Here is a 17,704-nt window from a genome sequence, read left to right as displayed (position 1 = left end):
TCGTACTGGCCTGCTTGGTGTATTGGTGGGGCCTGCTCTAGTCTGCAGTCAGCGAAATGATTACAGATTGTAACGATGTCGGCGCTTCACGATTCTGAGCCGTCTACCATGTCGCCGTGGAGACGAACCGGGAAGCGGGCGGCGGCCGGGCATCGGGCGGAGTCGGTTTCCTCTTGGCGCAGGTAGGAGCCCATGCGGCCAGCCATTTCGCCGAGGGCATCGCGGCATTGGACCTCAGTCCGCACCAGGCGAGCCTGCTGCGACTGCTGGTCACCGGGCCCGGCCGCAGTCAACGCGAACTCGCCGAGGCCCTGGGCATGCCGCCCAGTCGATTCGTCCCCCTCGCCGATACCCTCGAGGAACGCGGCCTCATCGAACGCCGTCGCAGCCCCCGGGACCGTCGGCTGCATGCCGTGCACCTGACCCCCGCGGGCCGAAAACTCCTGAGCGAACTCAGCATCGCGGCACGGGCGAACGAGGACGAACTCTGCGCCGCCCTCAGTTCCGACGAACGCGCGCTACTGGTCGCCCTACTCAGCCGCATCGCCGTCGATCAGGGCCTGATCCCGGGGATCGGCGCGGACGGCAATCCGTAACCGATCGACCGAGCGAACGCATGATCTCGGATGCCGTCCGCGGCCCGGATACGCGTGACCGTTCCGGTCGCCCCGTCCGCCGGGGAGTGATCGCGCCGCGGGCCGTCCTCAAGCGATGCGGCGCAGGATGATCCCGAGGGCCACGAGCGTGGGCTCGCCCACGCTCAGGAATACGCGCATCCCGGTCGCGACGCCCAGCACGCATACGACCAGTCCCACGCCGAACACCGCCAACCGCACGGCCGTGGGTGGACTCGCCCATGCCGCCCGCAACACGAATCGCCACCGACGCCGCGGCACCGCCCCCAGCCACCACAACGAGATCGCGACGATCATCCCGAATCCCACCGCGCCGGCAACCCGGGCCGGCGTCTCCAGCCGCGCCGGATCGTGCGTCGTCGCGGAGGACGAATCCCGCGTTGCGTTCGCGGGTTTCGATTCGCCGCGCGCCGACGATGTCGTCGCCGAATCGCCTTGCCCGCCAATTCTGTTCGCCGTCGTCTGCGGGTCGGCGTGCGCGGGATCCCGCGCCACCGAGGAATCCGCTCCGGCCGAGACACCGGGCCCGTGCGGTTCGGCAGCACCGGGCACATGCGCACTCGACGGCCCCGGTGATGGCGCCTGCGTCACCGAACCGGCCTCCTGGGTCGCGGCGCCCGGTGCGGCAACCGAAGCCCGGGTCTCGGGCAGGGACGGCGCCGCCGATGCGGGCAGCCCCGCCGGATCAGTACCCTGACCGACCGGAAACGGTTGCGGCGCAGGGTAATCATGTGACTTGTAGACGGCCTGCTCGGTGTCCGAACCGGCGGGGACGGCACTCGGCGGGAGCCGGAAGCCGCCGAGGACCAGGGTCACGAACGCGACGGCGACGAGTACCCAGTGCATGCGGCGCAGCGCGTGCCGGACGACCGTCGCGACGTTGGTGCGCACCAGATCTCCCAAACCGGGCTCCATGGTGGCCGCCTTCAACACCCCGCGCAGGGCGTTGCGCAGGCGATGACCATTGAGTTCGACGATCGCGAGATCGTGTACGGCATAGGCGCTCTCGGGTTCCAGGCGCAGCGCGACGTGGTATGCCTCGGCGGCGGGACCGGGCCGGAATCGGGTGCCGCACTGCCCCATTCGACGCAGGATCGAGCCGCGAGCGACATGGATGTCGGCTTCGTCGGGATCGAGTTCCACCGCCCGATCGATGGCTACCAGCGCCTCGGGAAGATCGCCGCACTCACGCAGCACGATCGCCAGAATCCGGTGGTTCTCGGCGAATTCGGGCCCCAGCGCGACCACCTGACGTGCCACCTGTTGCGCCTGACGACGCCCGGCATCGCCGGTATTGAGCAGCGCCAGGGCGTGGATACGCATGGCGAACTGGTTGCGCGGCTGGATGCGCAGGGCCGCGGCACTCTGCTCGGCGGCCTCGCGATACCGCTGATCCAGATAGGCCGCCTGCGCGAGATATGTCGCGGCCTCGGCGTTATCGGGTTCGGCCGCCAGTACCGCGGCCAACTGCTCGCGGGCCTCGGTCAGCCGACGCAGCTCGACGAGTACCTTGGCCCGCTCCAGATCAGCCATGATCGTGCCGGTGATACCGGCGGCTCACCGGAGCTTCTTCTCGCGCATGTACTTGGCCAGCTCGTCGTAGGTGCCGTCGTTGTTGGCGAATTCCACGACGTTGCGGGCGGATTCGAACCAGGCGCCCGCGCTGGGCTTGACCTGGGCGAGCGCGGTATCGATATCGCGCATCGTGACCGGCCGGACGGTTCCGGTGCGAATCGAATCGGCCATGGCCAGCTGGGTCGCCGAAGTGCACACATGGGCGAGATCCGCACCGGAGAAACCGTCGGTGCGTTTGGCGATCGCGGCCAGATCGATGCCGCTGACCGGGCGGTCCTTCAAGTGGTGCCGCAGAATCGCCCGGCGCGCCTCACGATCGGGCAAGGTCACCAGGATCATCCGGTCGAAACGGCCCGGGCGGCGCAGCGCGACATCGATATCCCACGGATGGTTGGTCGCGCCGAGCAGATAGACGCCCTCGTTGTCGACGGTGGCCGAATCCATCTCGGTGAGAAGCTGATTCACCACCGTGCGCATGGTGGCCGAGCCCGACATCTGACTCCGCTTGTGCCCCAGCGCATCCACCTCGTCGATGAACAGTACACACGGCGCGTTGCGCCGGGCGACCTCGAAGACCTGATGCAGATTGCGTTCGCTCGAACCGGTGTAGATGTCGAGAATGTCGGCGATCTCGATCGGATAGAAATTCGCGCCCAGCTCACCGGCGACCGCCGCGGCGATGAACGTCTTGCCGCACCCCGGCGGCCCGTACAGCAGCAGCCCGCCGCGCGCGCTGGTGCCGAACGCCTTGGCCAGATCGGGATTGCGCAGCGGACCGAGCAGGGACAGCTCGAGCTGCTGCTTGACGTTCGCCATCCCGCCGACATCGGCCAGTGCGACGCTCGGGCGCTCGAACAACCCGACATCGCCTTCGGCATGGGCGACCGGCTCACCGTCCTCGTTCCGGGACAACTCACCGTCGGCCGGCCCGTCGTCGACGAAGGCCGGGGCGATGATATCCCCGACCTCACGCTCGGCCGCCGCCCAGTCGAACCGAGGAGGCGGGTCCGCGTCCGGATCCGGGGCGGTCTCCGCGGCCCCCGTCTCGTTCGCGTTCAGCTCGCTCGCAGCGCCGCCGCCCCGGCTCGCGGGATCGCTCGCGGAGTTCGCGGCACCGCCCGACCGACTCGCGGCGCCGTCCGCCGAATTCCCGGTGCCGCCCGGCTGACTCGCGGCACTACCCGTCTCGGCCGCAGCGCCGCCCGAGGCGGCACCGGAGATTTGCCCGGGTTGCGGTGCGGGCGGCGCACCGGCCCCGGCGGCGAGTGCGGCGGTGCAGCGCTGGAGCAGTTCGAGCACCCTGGCATTACCGGGATCGTTACCGAGGGCGGCCGCGCAGTGCGGAAGGGCCTCGGCGTGCCGCGAACGGTCCGCGAGCAACTCGATCACCCGGATCCGCACCGGCAGCAGTTCCGGGTTGGTTTCGAGGATGCGCAGCATCTCGCTCAGAACCGGATCGTCGGTCACAACTCCCCCTCGCTCGGCAGACTCCTGCGATGCTATCCCGTGACACCATGGCATAACCAGGCGTTATGTCGGATCGGTCGGCCCGCGGCACTATGCGCTAGCTCACATCCGTGAACCCGGAATAGATCGCGGCGCACAGCGGTTGACCCATACTGCCGATGCCGGGACAGCCCCGGGCCGCACCCTTCGTCGCTACGAGCGACCACTCGCCGAGAGGCGCTTGTTGGGCATCGGCGCCCCGGTTCGCGAGGCCGGCGTGGCATTCGCGAACCTTTGCAGTAGTGCTGCAGAACGAATGCCGCCGGATTCATGAGGTCCGGCGGCTTTCCGCGTTGTCAGGCCGCATGCGGGATGGCGAATTCGGTCGTTTCGGCGCATCAGGTATCGATTTCGACTGCGCGCGTTTCATCTTCGCGTTGTACCACCGATCACGCGCTAGCCTCACAGCCATGTGCCGCATTCTGGGGTGGTTTGCGACGATAGTGATCCTGGCGACGATCGGTGTGGCGCCGGGGCAGGCCCGCGCGACGACCGATACCGAACTCCACTGCGGGGTGAGTTCCGGGCGGACCTTCCCGCGCGCCACTCCCGAGCAGGCCGGATTCGATCCCGCCCGACTCGCCGACGCGCTCGCCTTCGCGATGCGCCGAAACCGCTCGAACGTCCAGGTCTTCCGGCACAACTGCCTGGTCGGCACGGGCCCGTCCGACGACCGGACCGGCAGGACACCGTGGAATGTCTGGAGCGTCACCAAGAGCGTGGTCTCGCTGATCGCCGGAATCGCCTCGGACAAGGGCGAACTCGACCTGACCGCGCCGATCGGCCGCTACCTGCCACCCGGTCTGGGCGATGCGGAACATCGTTCGATCACCGTCACCGATCTGCTCACCGAGACCTCCGGACTGCATGTGGGCGCGGTGAACGAGGGCGCCACCGGCGTCATCCCGATCGACCCGGACAGCGCGGTGCAGGCGCTGGGCGTGCCGTTCGACAATCCGCCCGGCACCATGTTCGCCTACAGCCAGCGCAATGTGGATCTGCTGTCCTATGTGGTGGAACTGGCCGTGCGGGAGCCGTTGCAGCAATTCGCCCAGCGCGAGCTGTTCGGCCCACTGGGCATCGAGCGCGGCGACTACTACTGGGCGAGGGATCGCTCCGGACACACCTACGGCTACGCACACCTGCTGATTCCGCCCGACGATCTGGCCAAACTCGGTCTGCTGCTGAGTAATCAGGGTCGGTGGGGCAACCGGCAGATCGTCTCCTCGGAGTATCTGCACGCCGCGCGGCGGCCATCGGCGACCAATCCTTGCTACGGATATCTGTTCTGGGTCGGTCCCGGATGCGCGGAGGTGCCGGTATTCCTGCCCGGCAGTTATCAGATGTCCGGCATCGGGTTGCAGGACGTGTTCGTCGTTCCGAACCTGGATCTGACGGTGGAGTGGACCGGCGCGTTCGGCAATCACAGCACCGAGGGGCTGCCCGGCGTTCTGCAGAACATGGGTGAGCTGTCCCACGAATTCTTCCGCAAGCTGCTGGCAGCCTTCGTTCATCCACCGATTCCCGATCCGGGGCCCTATGTGGAGCCGCCGCTGCCGCTGGATCCGCGCGCGTACTTCGACTCGAATATCACCCTGGCCCTGTTCGGTATCGGACCCGATGCCTATCCGAACTGTAATGTGCTGTCCTGCTTGCAGACTCCGCTCGCACCGCCCTTCTCCGACGCACCTCCCGGCTGTGTGATCCTGGCCTGCCTCGGACCGGATCCGCGCACACCCGGCATCCGCTGACCGCCCTGTCCGGCGCCGCGACCGGACAGGGCGGCACGGATCACCGCTCGACCAGGGCAGCCAGGCGGCCGGTGTCCATGTAGTCGCGGAACAGCACGATCTGCCCGTCCCGGACGCGAACCGTGTTGACCGAGGTCCGAGTGCGTGAGCGCACACCGCCGGGCGGGGTCATATCGACCTCGTTCTCCACGAAGAACAGTTCGGGATCGGAGGTCGGGTAGATCTCCGGATAGATGCCGTGCACCTGGATGCGGGACACATCCGCCCAGCGCTGGAGGAGATGTTCGCGGATCGCCTCCCTGCCTTCGAGTCGCTCGGGCATGCCGGGACGGGTCCACGGAATCTCGAACACCGCGTCCGGCGCCATCGCGTCGGCGAACGCGTCGGCGTCGGGCGTGCCGAGGCCGCGGAACAACTGCTCGACCACTGCGCGTGGTGTGAGCTCCTGATCTGCTGTCATGATTACCCCTGAAAAATCGGAACGTATGCCCCGCTTATGATCCGGAACGAACGCCCCGTTTGTCAATGGCGTTCCGGGTAGACTCACGCCGTGACCGAAACACAGGCGAAGGCGGCCACGACCACCGGGACGGGCCGCGCACTGCGCGCCGACGCCCGCCGCAACCGTGAACGCGTGCTGGCCGCGGCCCAGGAGGCCTTCGCCGCCGAGGGCATCTCGGTCCCGCTGGACGAGATCGCCCGGCGCGCCGGGGTCGGTCCCGGTACGGTCTATCGGCATTTCCCCACCAAGGAGGCGCTGTTCCACGCGGCGATGCTGGACCGCGTCGAGCGGATGGTCGCCCAGGCCCGCGCTCTGGCCGACGCCGAGGATCCCGGCCGCGCCTTCTTCGACTACCTCGACCTGATGGTCGTGGAGGGCGGGGTCAAACGCGATCTCGCCGAGGCGGTCGGCGGCCACGAAAGCCTCGAAAACCCAGGCCCCACAGTCGAACTGCTCGCCGCCATCGACGTCCTGTTGCGCCGCGCCCAGGCCGCCGGCGCGACCCGCGCCGACATCGATATCGACGACCTCATGCGAATCCTCAAGGGCGGCTTCCTCGCCACCCACACCACCGGCGCGAACGACGAACAACGCCGCCGCACCTTCGCCGTCCTCTTCGACGGCCTACGCGCCCGCTGAGCCGATTATTCGTAGTGCGTGCCGACCTTGGCGATCCAAAGCTCCTCGCCCACAACCCGATACACGAGACGATGCGCCTGAGTTATCCGGCGAGTGAGTTATCCGGCGAGACTCGTTGACCTGTTTCACCAGCGGAAATAGATTCTTCCGCGCTTCAGGCGCCGTAATCGCTGGCGCCATGCCAACCTCCATGGTTCTGGTACCGGATATGGCACCAGAACCGTGGAGGTATCTCGACTCAGCGGTCGGCGAGCAGGACCTCGGCGATCTGAATCGTGTTGAGGGCCGCGCCCTTTCGGAGGTTGTCGCCGGAGACGAACAGGGCCAGGCCGCGGCCGTCCGGGACGCCCGGGTCCTGGCGGATGCGGCCGACGAGGGATTCGTCGATGCCGGCGGCCTGCAACGGGGTGGGCACCTCGACCAGCTTCACGCCGGGGGCGTCGGCCAGGAGTTTGCGCGCCTCCTCGACCGGGAGCGACCGGGCGAACTCGGCATTGATCGACAGCGAATGACCGCTGAAGACCGGGACGCGCACGCAGGTACCGCTCACCAGCAGTTCGGGAATGCCGAGGATCTTGCGGCTCTCGTTGCGCAGTTTCTGATCCTCGTCGGTCTCCCCGGAGCCGTCGTCGACCAGTGAACCGGCCAGCGGCAGCACGTTGAAGGCGATCGGCGCGACGTACTTGTTCGGTGCGGGGAATTCGACCGCCGAACCGTCGTGGGTCAGCTTCTCGGCGTCGTCGATCACCGCGCGTGCCTGCGAAGCCAACTCGTCCACACCGGCCAGCCCGCTGCCGGAGACGGCCTGGTAGGTCGACACGATCAGGCGTTGCAGGCCCGCGGCGTCGTGCAGCGGCTTGAGCACCGGCATCGCGGCCATGGTGGTGCAGTTCGGGTTGGCGATGATGCCCTTGACCAGATTGCGGGTCTGCTCCGGGTTGACCTCGCTGACCACCAGCGGCACCTCGGGGTCCTTGCGCCAGGCGGAGGAGTTGTCGATGACGGTCACCCCGGCCGCGGCGAAGCGCGGCGCCTGCACCCGGGACATCGTGGCACCGGCCGAGAAGAGCGCGATGTCCAGGCCGCTGGGATCGGCGGTCTCGGCGTCCTCGACCACGATCTCGCCGTCACGCCACGGCAGCGTCTTGCCCGCCGACCGCGAGGATGCGAAGAAGCGCACCTCGTCGGCGGGAAAGTTCCGCTCCTGCAACAGTTTTCGCATGACGGCGCCGACCTGTCCGGTCGCGCCGACCACGCCCACACGTACACCCACGGCTAGGCCCCTTTCGACATGGCCGCGCGCTCGTCTCCGGGCTCCGCTGCCGCCGCTCTACTCGATGGCGGGGTTTGCGAGGGTCCTGCGAGGTTACGCAAACCGCCTCCTCCGGACCCGCCGCGGCTCGACCCGATCATGTCAGCGCCCCGTTCCCGCGTGTACGACCGCGACCTCGTCGCCACCGAGATCGAAGGCCCGGTGCAGCACCTGCACGGCCTGGTCGAGTTCGTCGTCCCGGACCAGCACCGAGATCCGGATCTCCGAGGTGGAGATGAGATCGATGTTGATCCCCGCGTCGGCCAACGCCTCACAGAACGTCGCGGTGACGCCCGGATGGCTCTTCATACCGGCGCCGACCAGCGACACCTTGCCGATGTGATCATCGAACAGGACCTGGGAGAAGCCGATCTCGCTCTGCCGATTCGTCAGCATCTCCACCGCGCGGGCGCTGTCGGTCTTAGGCATGGTGAAGGTGATGTCGGTCTTGCCGGTCTCCACCTTCGAGACGTTCTGCAGCACCATATCGATGTTGATCTCGGCATCGGCGACCGCGCGGAACACCTTGGCGGCGTACCCCGGTTCGTCGGGTATCGCGACGACGGTCACCTTGGCCTCGCTGCGGTCGTGCGCGACGCCGGTGAGGATTGCTTGCTCCAAGGGGATGTCCTCCATCGATCCGTAAACGTAGGTACCCGGCTTGTCGGTGTAGGACGAGCGCACATGCACGGGCACGTTGTAACTGCGCGCGTACTCCACGCAACGCAGCATCAGCACTTTGGAACCACAGGCCGCCATCTCCAGCATCTCCTCGTAGGAGACCTGTTCCAGGCGCTGCGCATCGGAGACGATCCGCGGGTCGGCGGTGAATACGCCGTCCACATCGGTGTAGATCTCGCACACATCGGCTTCGAGCGCCGCGGCCAGCGCGACCGCGGTGGTGTCCGAGCCGCCGCGCCCCAGCGTGGTCACGTCCTTGCTGTCCTGGGACACGCCCTGGAATCCGGCGACCAGCACGATCGTGCCCTCGTCGAGTGCCTCGCGCAGCCGCGACGGGGTCACGTCGATGATCTTCGCCTTACCGTGCGCACCGGTGGTGATGACGCCCGCCTGCGAGCCGGTGAACGAGCGCGCTTCGGCGCCCAGCGAATGAATCGCCATGGCCACCAGAGCATTCGAGATGCGCTCACCCGAGGTCAGCAGCATGTCCATCTCGCGCGCCGGCGCGGCGGGCGAGACCTGCTGCGCCAGGTCCATCAGCTCGTCGGTGGTATCGCCCATCGCCGAGCAGACCACGACGACGTCGTGCCCCTGCTTCTTCGTCTCGACGATCCGCTCAGCGACGCGCCGGATGCGCTCGGCGGTGGCCACCGAGGATCCTCCGTACTTCTGGACGACGAGAGCCACGAGGGATCCTCCAAGATCGACTTACCAGCTGTTAACAGCACCCCAGAGTACCGACTCGCGGCCGGAAGTTAACGGCGCACCTCGAACCCGGGCAGTGGAGAGGAGGCCATCCGAGCGTCGAAACGGGCGGTCAGCGGCGCGGTGATCCAATGATATTTCGTGTTGTGAAAGGCGGCGATCTCCCATCCTCCGTTGCGCCGCACGGCAACCCAGGTCTGCACCTTCGTGCGACGCGAGGTGCGACGCCGAACACCCTTCACCAGCGCACCCTTGCCGTGCACGAGGGCGACATCGGGAGTGAGCAATCGCACCTGGGTGATCTCGCCGTCGATCCGCGAGCCCTTCCGGTACTTCTCGAACAACGGCACGTGACAGGCCTCGATCGCCTCGCGCCCCTTGTGATGGGTGCCCATGAACGTCACGTAGTCCGCGTCGGGGGAGAAGACGGCGGCATAGGCGTGGGCGTCGCCGGCCGCCCAGGCCTCCTCGGCACGGCTGATCAGCGCACGAACAGCGGTCTCGGCATCGGCATTGATTTCGGCGGTCATCGACGCTCCCCAGATAGTTGAATGAGACAGCAACTTCTTAATACAGAAGTTGCACGAGTAAGATGATGAATTGGTGAGGTTAAGCTGTCAAGAGCGGGGAAACGAGCGGATCCGACGAGAGACGGGAACACAGCACCGATGACACGACGTGCCACCGCGGCATCCACCGACCTGGGGCGACGGCTGACGGTCGCCGCGCAGCGCAACGCCACCGACGCGGTGATGATGCATCAGGCCGTGGCCGACCGGCTGGGACTGCACGTCACCGATCTGCGCTGCCTCAACCTGTTACGCCTGGGCGGACCGGCCACCCCCGGCGAACTGGCCGCCCGCACGGGCCTGACCACCGGGGCGGTCACCCGGATGGTCGACCGGCTGATCAAGAGCGGCTTCGTCACCCGCGAACACGACCAGGACGATCGTCGCCGGGTGATCATCTCCCTGGCCGAGGGCCGCACCGCCGAGATCGCCCGGCACTACGAGCCGCTGGCCCGCGAGTTCGGCAGGGTCATGGGCGATTACAGTGCCGAACAACTGGAATTGATACTGGGCCTGTTCAATCGGCTGCACGACACGTCCCTGCGCGTGACGGCCATGCTGCGCGAAGCGGACTAGACGCGAGCCGGGCGGAGGTCAGAAATATCCGAGAGTGTTATATCCGACGCGGCCGGGCAATCTGAAACGTTAGTATCCCTTGTGATGTTCGTCACGTCGGACGGATAATTCACCTCATGCAGGCAAATGTCGGAGATCGATTATCTGTGCACAGCCACACGGTCGGAATGCCGGATCGAATGGGCGAAATCCTCGAGGTGCGCGGGGCCGACGGCGCGCCGCCGTACATGGTCCGATTCGACGACGGCCACGAGAGCCTGGTGTTCCCCGGCCCCGACTGGGTCGTTCAGCACCACTGAGCACAGTCCCCGGCCCGCCGCCGCGGCGCCGGGACGCATCCCTCGATCGAGTCGGCGGGAGCACAGGACGCTCCGGGTGGCTCGATAGCCAGTTGTGCATACTGGACGGTCTGCATAATCCAGAGCTAGCGGGCATGGTTGACGACCGCATGTGACCACGGAGACAATCGGTCAGGTATTTCCGGGGGGTGGAGGGCAAGGCTATGCGCACGAAGACCGACCACCGATTCATCGTCGATGTCGATCCCGACCAAGTGATGGAGGCACTGCTCGCGGTCGAGCGGATCCCCGACTGGTCCCCCTCGCACAAGGATGTGCGCGTGGCAACCCATGACGCGTACGGACGCCCCCAGCGCGTGTACGCCACGGTGAGCCCGATGGGAAATTCCGATCGGCAAGTACTCGAGTACGACTGCACCGGCGAACGCATCTCCTGGCGAGTGGTGGAGAGCGGCGCGGGCGGAGGCGGCAAGGGCTGGTTCGAACTCGAGCAGTCCCCCGAGGGCACCGAGGTCTGGTACCACTCCGAGGTCTATCTGCCGATTCCGGTTCCGGGCATCCTGATGAAGCGCAGTATGGCCAAGGCCAACGAGGAAGCGGTCCAGAACCTTATCGAATTCATCGAGAAGTTCCAGTTCGGGGAGAACTACGAGGTGAGCTGAGTTCCGCTCGCGCTCCGGACGATCCGGGCGGTGCGGTCGGTGACCTGTCACGATAGTGCTCATGATTCGTGGCAAACGATCCCGGATTGAGGCGGTCACCGAACAGGCCTCGGTGACGCAGCTGGAGCTGTTCTTCGATCTGGTGCTGGTATTCGCCTTCACCCAGGTGGACGATCTGGCCGCACACGAGACCACCGCGCTGAACATGCTGCGCGCCTTCCTCGTTCTGGCGGTCATGTGGTGGGTGTGGATCGCCTATGCCTGGCTCGGCAACGTCGTGAAGGCCGACGAGGGCATCGCGAGGCTCGCGATGTTCGGGGCCATGGGCGCCGCGCTGATCGTGGCCATCACCATTCCCGAGGCATTCGACGATATGCCCGGCGGCTGGTATGGACCGCTGGTCTTCGCCCTGGCATATCTGTTCATCCGGCTGGTGCATCTGTGGATGTTCTGGTGCGCCAGTGCGCAGGACCGGCAGTTGCGCGCACAGGTGACGCGCTGGGCGGTGGGTTCGATCACGATCGGTACGACACTGCTGATCATCGCCGCGGTCAACCACGGGAGCATCCAGCTGTGGCTGTGGGTCGCGGCCGTCGCCGGCGATATGGCCTGGACGCTGTTCTCCGGCAACGAATGGCGGGTCAACTCGACCTCGCATTTCGCCGAGCGGCACGGCCTGATCGTCATCATCGCGCTCGGTGAATCGGTCGTTTCCATCGGCCTCGGCGTGGCCGGACTCCCGATCTCCTGGCCGATCACAGTGGGATCGCTTCTGGGACTTGCTGTTTCAGGCCTGCTGTGGTGGGCGTACTTCGACGTCGGCGCGGCCGTGGTGGAGGGACATCTGGCCCGCGCGACCGGACAGTGGCAGATCAAGATCGCCCGGAACTGTTACACCTATTGGCATTTCCCGATGGTCGTCGCGATCATCGCCATGTCGCTGGGTCTGAAGAACGTGCTCGAGTACGTCGGCGGGGCCGAGGAACACAGCTTGCGCGATGCGCTGCACGGGATTCCGCTGTTCGCCCTCTACGGCGGCGCCGCCGGCTATCTGCTCGCGCTGGTCGGATTCCGGCACTACGCGACGAGAGTCGTGCTGTGGCCGCGGCTGGTGGCGGCGGTGGTTGTTCTGGTGCTCATCCCGCTGGCCTCGATAGTGCCCGCGATGGCAGCGCTCGCGGTACTGTGCGCGGTGCTGGGTGTGCTGATCGCCTGGGAGACAGTGCGTTACGCGGAGCCGCGCGAGCAGGTCCGGCACAGCGTGGAGCACTGAACACCCAGGCCCGTCTACCTCGCCCAGGCTCGCCCGCGCCAACCCCGGAGGCCGCAGCGCGCAGGTCCGGGTTACAGCGCCTTGTGGTCCACTGCCTCCTCGACGCGCACTCCCTCCATGACGGCGCGACGCATCTGATGTACGTTCTCGCGCAACACATCTCCCACCAGTTCGTCGGTGCGCGGATCGGCGAGCACCTGGAAGACGATACGGAAACTGGTGCTGGCGATGCCGCGGACGATGTCCTCGTGGAAGGGCAGATAGCGCACCCGGCCCAGGGCCGGATCCTTCTCGATCAATTCCAGGATCATCTCGTCCAGTTCGGCACGGTTCTCTTCGAGGGCCGAGGCGATATTGCTGGTGTACCGGCCGACGCGCAGCACCTCGGAGACCTCCTCGAGCACCGCCATCGTCACCGGACGTTTGATCGCCTCCACGATCGCGTTCAACGCCCGGTTCACGATCGCCACGGTGACCCGGTCGCCGAGCGCGCGATCGGCCACACGCAGCAACCGGACCAGCAGAACCACGATCCGCACCACATGGGAATCGGCGAAATACGTGGCGGCCGCGGGGATCAGGCACAGAACCTCGTACCAGTAGAGGAACGGATAGTTCCAGGACCAGTCCTCGCGCCGCCAGCGCCACAGCAGTTCCAGGGCGAAGATCGCGCACGTCGCGTACTCCACGATGGCGATCGGCCGCAGCGCCGGATGCGGTACCGGCAGGATGTCCACCCAGAAGATCAGCGCCGCGGAGAACAGCGCCACGACGAGCATCAGGTAGTCGGTCCACAGAACCGGTGGTTTGCGCGGATATTCCTGCGCCGAGACGACGGTGTTCTTCGGCACGACGGACCCCTTCTAGCGGCGAAATGATCCCGCCGAGACTAACCCGTCGGCGCAGCGGGTATCAGTGACCAGCGCGAATGATGTTCTCGATATTGCGTTCCGCCAGTGCCGAGATGGTCAGCGACGGGTTCACCGTGCCGGTGCTGCCCGGCACCGCCGCGCCGTCCATGACGTACAGGCCGGGATGCCCGATCACCCGGCCGTAGTTGTCGGTGGCCCGGCCCAGCACCGCGCCGCCGAGCGGATGCGCGGTGAATACGGCGTTCGCGTCGTAGCCCAGGGCGCCGTACTCGACCAGCGAGCCGCCGCGTTCGGCGATGCGATGATCGACCGCGCGGCAGGCCGCGGTGACCCGATCCTGCGCCTGCTTGGGCCAGCGCAGCCCGACCGCGTCGCGGGCCTTGTCGTAGCCGAAACGGGCCCGGGTCGGATCGAAGACCAGGCCGAGGGAGGCCAGTGCGCCGGTCTCCACCGGAATCCCCGGGATGTACCAGCTCTCCAGGCTCAGCGGCATACCGGATTCGTCGAAGATGCGGCTGGCGCTGGGTACACCCTGCCCCAGCCCCCGCAGCGAACTCTCGCCGCGGGCGAGCACCACATCGCCGTTGGTGCCCCAGCCGTCGCCGACGTGTTCGTTCAGATGCGGCAGTGCACCGGTGGCCTGGGCGCGCACCAGCAGTTCCGAGGTGCCCACCGATCCGGCGCCGAGAAACAGCCGATTGCAGGTGAGGGTGCGCCGGCGCAGGACCACGCCGGTCGGATCGATCTTGGTCACGGTCACCGCGTACCGGCCGCCGGATTCCTGGGCGATGGATTCGACCCGGTGCCCGGCGAAGACCCTCGACTTGCCGGAAGCCTGCGCATATTTCAGATAGTTCTGGTTGAGATCGAACTTCGCACCGTTGGAGTTGCCCAGATTGCTGCGGGCCGCCGTGGCCGAAGCTTTCGAGCTCCCGGCCAATTCGGCGCGCAGAACATCCCAGTTGAACACCGAGTCGTTGCGCCGCGGGGTGTATCCGGCCTTGCGCGCCTGGGCATCCCAGCATCGCGAATGGGTGAACGGCGCGGAGTTGTAGATGTCCGCGGGCATCGCGTCCAGCCGCAGCATCTGCCGCACCCGCGGATAGTAGACCCGATCCATCTCGTCGAAAGCGACTGTGCCACGGAAGATCTGGTCGAAGAAGCGGCGCTCCGGCTCGATCATCGCGCCGGTGTACACCACCGAACCGCCGCCGACCGCGGCACCGCGCCACACATCGATGCCGTCGAAGGGGGTGACGTCCAGCACGCCGCCGAAGTTCGCGAAGTTCATCGCCACCTTGGTGACCCCGGTGAATTCGGTCCGATGCCAGAAGCCGCGCCCGTCGGGCAGGTCGTCACCGGTGAAGATCTCCCGATGGGGATCGTTGGGCCAGCGCGACCCGCGCTCGAGCACGGTGTTGGCGACCCCGGCCTCGGCCAGCCGCAGCGCGGTGATCGCGGCGCCGAAGCCGGACCCGACGATGATCGCCTCGGTGTGATCCGGCGGATCGGGAAGGGGCGCAAAGATTTCCGGGACCCACTGCCGGAACAGATCGCTCCAGATCGGATCGGCCGACGCGCGCGGAGAACCACTCACGCCCGCGGTGGCAGAGCCCGCCGCACCCAGCAGGACCGCTGCACCCGTAGCCTTCACGAACGCGCGTCTACGCACCCGGCCACCTCCTCATCACGCATGGCCGCGCGCGAGATTACCCGGTCGAGGGTGCCACCTCAACCGAACGAGCCTCCCGGCCTTGAAAATCCAGGCCCGGCGGCCGCGATCCCCCTAGACGCGCAGGCGTTCTCGGCGGAGCTGGTCGACCTCGGGGAGGTCCAGAGGCGCGAGGGAGTCGACGCCGAGCGCCTTGGTCAGCAGGTGATCGGCGAGTTCGGGGTTGCGGGCCAGCGCGGGCCCGTGCATGTAGGTGCCGAGGACCGACCCCTGGACGACGCCCTCCAGACCGTCGCCCGCGCCGTTGCCGACGCCGCGGGTGACGCGGGCCAGCCCGGCGGCGTCTGGGCCCAGAGTGGTTCCGCCACGGTGGTTTTCGAATCCGGTGAGCGGCTGGGTCAGGCCGGGGATCAGCGGCATGGTGGCCACCTCGCCGATCGCGCGCTCGGCCCGGGGTGCGGTGGTGACGTCGAACATGCCGACGCCCTCGACGCGTTCGCCGCCGGAGGTTTCGTACCAGTGGCCCAGCACCTGAATGGCCGCGCAGATGGCCAGCACCGGCGTACCGCGCTCGGCCGCGGTCTGCATGCCCGGATAACGCTGCAGATGGCGGGTGGCCAGTCGCTGTGCCGAATCCTCCGCACCGCCGAGCAGGTAGACGTCCAGGGAGTCCGGGACCGGGTCGTTCAGGGTGATCTCGACGATCTCGGCGGCGTAACCGCGCATCCGCAGCCGCTGCCGCAGCACGACCGCGTTGCCGCCGTCACCGTAGGTGCCCATCACGTCGGGCAGCACCAGCCCGATCCGTACGGTCGACTCGCTCATGCGCGAAATCCCTCCAGCCGTTCCCGGTTCGCGGTCACAATCGCGCACCTCATCCTCTGGCCTCCAGATCGCGATTCAGATCGCGGAACGCGGTGTAGTTGGCGAGTACCTCGACCTGTCCGGGCGGACAGGAGGCAATGGCGCGCAACGGATTCGAGACCGTGGTGTGCTCGACTCCGGCATAGGTCAGGCGTACCGCGAGATCGGTGGCGCGCTCCCCCGCGGCCACCACCTGGGTGCCCTCGAAATGTTCGAATCGCACATCCCACAGCCAGGAAAGATCCTCGCCGTCGGGTACCTGACCGTTCACCGCGATCACCAAACCCGTTGCGGCAGGGTCGATCATGGACAACGCCTCCTGCCAGCCGGCCGGATTCTTGGCCAGCAGCAGACGCGCGGTACGGTCGCCGACCCGCACGGTGCGATAGCGGCCCGCGATCTCGCGGACCGTCGCGGCGGCATCGGCCGCGGCCTCCGGCACGACGCCCAACGCCACCGCCGCGGCCACCGCCTGTGCGGCGTTACCGCGATTGGCGCGCCCCGGAAGGGCAAGGTGCAGCGGGATTTTCACGCCTTCGGGACCGTGCAGGTGTTCCTCGTCCACCCACCAGTCCGGCTCCGGACGCCGGAAATCCGCGCCGGTGCTGCGCCAGTGCGCGCCCTCCCACACGATCGGCTCACCACTGCGCGGGCAACTGGTGGCATCCACCGCCCAGCCGCTGCCCGCGGCCACCCACACCACATTCGGATGGTCGTAGGCGATCGAGGTGATCAGCACGTCGTCGCAGTTGGCGATGAGGACCGCGTCGGGATGCCGTGCCATACCGGCGCGCAACTTGCGCTCGATCATATTGATCTCGCCGACCCGGTCCAGCTGATCGCGGCTCAGATTCAACAGCACCACCGCGGCCGGATTCAGCGCATCGCTGACATGCGGCAGATGCAATTCGTCCACCTCGATGGCCGCGACCGATGCGTCCCGATGGGCATTGAGCGCGGCCACGATGCCGGCGTCCATATTCGCCCCGTCGGCCTGCGTGGCCACCGGTCCCAGCTCGCCCAGCGCCGCCGCGGTCATCCGGGTGGTGGTCGATTTGCCATTGGTGCCGGTCACCAGCACCGTGCGCCGGCCGCGCCCCAGCTGCGTCATGATCGTCGGATCGATCCGCAGGGCGATCAACCCGCCGATCATCGACCCCTTACCGCGCCCGGCCCGCTGCGAGGCCCAGGCCGCAGCCGCCGCCGCACGCAACGCGACCCGGCCGCGCATCGAGATGTCTGCCACCCCGCGAGTTTATTGCCAGGCGGGCTCGTCGCACTTTCCGGGAGCGTCATCGCGCGTAGCGATGTGGATCACAGTCCGGCGCGGCCGTCGCCTGCCGGACGATCCAGCGCGCATGGACGACCCCGGAGGTACGCCGGTCCGGAGCCTCGACCACCGCTGGAAAGTCATCTGCATTCCGGCCCGAGCGTTCACCCGGACGTGTCCCGCGGTCACGGATGGGGTAGCCCGCGGGTCTGCCGGCCCTGGGCTCAGCCGCGGCTACTTCAGTGATCCGACGCAACTCCGGGACGAGCGTTCGCTTTGTCCGGCCGCGCGGCCGAAACCGGCTACGCCGCAACGGCATCCAGCACGAAACTCGCTTCGCT

Annotated in this window: 17 protein-coding genes; 7 read left to right on the top strand and 10 right to left on the bottom strand. The window is 67.3% G+C overall.

Going from position 1 to position 17,704, the window contains the following annotated elements; all coding sequences use genetic code 11:
* Positions 1 to 116 precede the first annotated feature (116 nt).
* The gene (locus NV1_RS04130) at positions 117 to 596 is read left to right on the top strand and encodes a MarR family winged helix-turn-helix transcriptional regulator (RefSeq protein WP_067885570.1); all 480 of its coding nucleotides are present in this window, start codon (positions 117 to 119) and stop codon (positions 594 to 596) included.
* Between the two features lie 108 nt (positions 597 to 704).
* Here NV1_RS04130 and NV1_RS04125 read toward each other — a convergent pair whose 3' ends face one another.
* Positions 705 to 2,168 carry a tetratricopeptide repeat protein gene (locus NV1_RS04125; RefSeq protein WP_067885569.1) on the bottom strand — a complete coding sequence of 488 codons (1,464 nt, stop codon included), beginning with the start codon at positions 2,166 to 2,168 and terminating at the stop codon, positions 705 to 707.
* Between the two features lie 24 nt (positions 2,169 to 2,192).
* A complete protein-coding gene (locus NV1_RS04120) occupies positions 2,193 to 3,677 on the bottom strand; it encodes an ATP-binding protein (RefSeq protein ID WP_067885567.1) in 1,485 nt (494 codons plus the stop codon).
* Positions 3,678 to 4,126: 449 nt separating this feature from the next.
* Here NV1_RS04120 and NV1_RS04115 point away from each other — a divergent pair, with 449 nt between their 5' ends.
* Positions 4,127 to 5,467, top strand: coding sequence for a serine hydrolase domain-containing protein (locus NV1_RS04115; RefSeq protein ID WP_067885836.1), 1,341 nt, complete (start codon positions 4,127 to 4,129; stop codon positions 5,465 to 5,467).
* A gap of 40 nt (positions 5,468 to 5,507) precedes the next feature.
* On the opposite strand, the gene NV1_RS04110 is transcribed toward NV1_RS04115, so the two are convergent.
* A complete protein-coding gene (locus tag NV1_RS04110; protein WP_067885565.1) occupies positions 5,508 to 5,927 on the bottom strand; it encodes a nuclear transport factor 2 family protein in 420 nt (139 codons plus the stop codon).
* Positions 5,928 to 6,017: 90 nt separating this feature from the next.
* Between NV1_RS04110 and NV1_RS04105 the strand changes: the two genes are divergently transcribed.
* The gene (locus tag NV1_RS04105) at positions 6,018 to 6,608 is read left to right on the top strand and encodes a TetR/AcrR family transcriptional regulator (RefSeq protein WP_067885563.1); all 591 of its coding nucleotides are present in this window, start codon (positions 6,018 to 6,020) and stop codon (positions 6,606 to 6,608) included.
* Positions 6,609 to 6,846: 238 nt separating this feature from the next.
* Here NV1_RS04105 and NV1_RS04100 read toward each other — a convergent pair whose 3' ends face one another.
* The 3 genes from NV1_RS04100 to NV1_RS04090 form a co-directional block, all read right to left on the bottom strand.
* On the bottom strand, positions 6,847 to 7,881 hold the full coding sequence (locus NV1_RS04100) for an aspartate-semialdehyde dehydrogenase (protein ID WP_067885561.1): 1,035 nt from the start codon (positions 7,879 to 7,881) through the stop codon (positions 6,847 to 6,849).
* A 141-nt stretch (positions 7,882 to 8,022) separates the two neighbouring features.
* Positions 8,023 to 9,288, bottom strand: coding sequence for an aspartate kinase (locus NV1_RS04095; RefSeq protein ID WP_067885559.1), 1,266 nt, complete (start codon positions 9,286 to 9,288; stop codon positions 8,023 to 8,025).
* A 68-nt stretch (positions 9,289 to 9,356) separates the two neighbouring features.
* Positions 9,357 to 9,836, bottom strand: a complete 480-nt coding sequence (locus NV1_RS04090) for an SgcJ/EcaC family oxidoreductase (protein WP_067885557.1) — start codon at positions 9,834 to 9,836, stop codon at positions 9,357 to 9,359.
* 138 nt (positions 9,837 to 9,974) lie between these two features.
* Between NV1_RS04090 and NV1_RS04085 the strand changes: the two genes are divergently transcribed.
* The 4 genes from NV1_RS04085 (at position 9,975) to NV1_RS04070 (ending at position 12,685) form a co-directional block, all read left to right on the top strand.
* Complete coding sequence (locus NV1_RS04085; RefSeq protein ID WP_067885555.1) at positions 9,975 to 10,451, top strand: MarR family winged helix-turn-helix transcriptional regulator; 477 nt, start codon at positions 9,975 to 9,977, stop codon at positions 10,449 to 10,451.
* A gap of 116 nt (positions 10,452 to 10,567) precedes the next feature.
* Complete coding sequence (locus NV1_RS04080) at positions 10,568 to 10,750, top strand: DUF1918 domain-containing protein (RefSeq protein WP_067885553.1); 183 nt, start codon at positions 10,568 to 10,570, stop codon at positions 10,748 to 10,750.
* Between the two features lie 203 nt (positions 10,751 to 10,953).
* A complete protein-coding gene (locus tag NV1_RS04075; protein WP_067885551.1) occupies positions 10,954 to 11,412 on the top strand; it encodes an SRPBCC family protein in 459 nt (152 codons plus the stop codon).
* A 61-nt stretch (positions 11,413 to 11,473) separates the two neighbouring features.
* Entirely contained in the window at positions 11,474 to 12,685 is a 1,212-nt protein-coding gene (locus NV1_RS04070) for a low temperature requirement protein A (protein ID WP_067885549.1), read from the top strand.
* Positions 12,686 to 12,756: 71 nt separating this feature from the next.
* Here NV1_RS04070 and NV1_RS04065 read toward each other — a convergent pair whose 3' ends face one another.
* From NV1_RS04065 to NV1_RS04050, 4 genes are all read right to left on the bottom strand, one after another.
* Positions 12,757 to 13,536 carry a hypothetical protein gene (locus NV1_RS04065; RefSeq protein WP_067885547.1) on the bottom strand — a complete coding sequence of 260 codons (780 nt, stop codon included), beginning with the start codon at positions 13,534 to 13,536 and terminating at the stop codon, positions 12,757 to 12,759.
* A gap of 61 nt (positions 13,537 to 13,597) precedes the next feature.
* A complete protein-coding gene (locus NV1_RS04060; protein WP_444980808.1) occupies positions 13,598 to 15,211 on the bottom strand; it encodes a GMC oxidoreductase in 1,614 nt (537 codons plus the stop codon).
* Between the two features lie 132 nt (positions 15,212 to 15,343).
* Positions 15,344 to 16,054 (bottom strand): type 1 glutamine amidotransferase, encoded by a 711-nt coding sequence (locus NV1_RS04055; protein ID WP_067885543.1) that lies wholly within the window; start codon positions 16,052 to 16,054, stop codon positions 15,344 to 15,346.
* Between the two features lie 49 nt (positions 16,055 to 16,103).
* Positions 16,104 to 17,324: a Mur ligase family protein gene (locus NV1_RS04050; RefSeq protein WP_067885834.1), complete on the bottom strand. Its 1,221-nt coding sequence runs from the start codon at positions 17,322 to 17,324 to the stop codon at positions 16,104 to 16,106.
* Positions 17,325 to 17,704: the final 380 nt, after the last annotated feature.

It is taken from the genome of Nocardia vaccinii NBRC 15922, from assembly GCF_001613305.1.
GTDB lineage: Bacteria > Actinomycetota > Actinomycetes > Mycobacteriales > Mycobacteriaceae > Nocardia > Nocardia vaccinii.
The sequence above is the reverse complement of the archived record's forward strand: the minus strand, read 5'-3'. Positions and strand labels throughout refer to the sequence as shown.